Below are 1,239 nucleotides of genomic sequence, written 5' to 3'. Positions count from 1 at the left end.
TGGACATGCTAACTTAGCCATCACAGAAAGTTAAGAAATAATCTTAATTTTAACCTATGAAACAATTCCGCAAAGTTTATGACAAAGCTTTCAAAGAAAAAGCCGTCCAATTGAGTTATGAGAGAACCAACGTATCAGAACTGGCCAGAGAGCTGGGAGTAACAGCACCACAGTTGTACAAATGGCGCAAAGAGTTCGAGGAGTTTGGAGAGGGAAGTTTTCCTGGAAAAGGGAATTTAAAACTAAGTCCTGAACAAGAAAAAATTCACGAATTGGAGAAAAGACTCAAAGATGCCGAGTTAGAGCGTGATATATTAAAAAAAGCAATAGGCATTTTTTCCAAGAGCGGTCGATGATTTATAGTTTCATTAAAAACAATGAACAAGTATTCCCGATTGAAAAAATGTGCAAAGTTCTACAAGTGAGTAGTGGCAGTTATTACCGATGGAAAAAACAAACAATCACTGCAAGACAGCAACGAAAAATCACCATAAAAGAAAAGATAACATTGATTTATTTTGAATCCAAACAACGATACGGAAGTCCTAGAATAACCTTAGAACTTTGGAGTATTGGTTATAAAATTTCAAGAATTACAGTAGCAAAATATATGAAACAGCTAGGTTTACGAAGTAAATTAAGCAAGAAATTCAAAGTAACGACCAACTCAAATCATAATTATTTAATCGTTGAAAATATATTAAACAGAGGGTTTATTGTAAAAACACCTTCAAAAGCTTGGGTTTCTGATATCACCTATATTCAAACCAAAGAGGGATTTGTATACCTGACAACTATTATAGATTTGTACGATAGAAAAATCATAGGTTGGAGTTTAAGCGATGGAATGAGTACAGATGAAACCTCGCTTAAGGCTTGGAAAATGGCGGTTAAAAACCGAAATATTGAGGAAGATTTGATTTTTCATTCCGACAGAGGTGTTCAATATGCCAGCAAAAAGTTTGTAAATGTTCTTGATTCCTATAAAAAAATAACCCGTAGTATGAGCCGCAAAGGAAATTGTTGGGACAATGCAGTAGCGGAAAGCTTTTTTAAATCCTTAAAAACTGAATTGATTTATGGAAACAAACTGATTTCTAAAGAACAAATGAAACTGGAAATCTTTGAATACATTGAAATTTGGTACAACAGAAAAAGGAGACATTCTGCTTTGAATTATGCAACTATTGAAGAATTTAACAATCAAATTAATTACAAAAATGTAGCTTAACTTAATGT

The 1,239-nt window shown here is 33.2% G+C and carries 1 protein-coding gene; it reads left to right on the top strand.

Translation table 11 applies throughout. The annotated features are described in order from the left end of the window. Positions 1-56 precede the first annotated feature (56 nt). A protein-coding gene (locus ACFX5D_RS16235) for an IS3 family transposase (protein ID WP_379859241.1) occupies positions 57-1,231 on the top strand; the annotation gives its coding sequence in 2 pieces (ribosomal slippage) (positions 57-324 and positions 324-1,231; 1,176 coding nt in all). The last annotated feature ends 8 nt before the right edge of the window (positions 1,232-1,239 follow it).

This window comes from Flavobacterium fructosi (genome assembly GCF_042787335.1).
GTDB classification, from domain to species: domain Bacteria; phylum Bacteroidota; class Bacteroidia; order Flavobacteriales; family Flavobacteriaceae; genus Flavobacterium; species Flavobacterium fructosi.
This window is presented reverse-complemented; position numbering and strand designations above follow the sequence as displayed.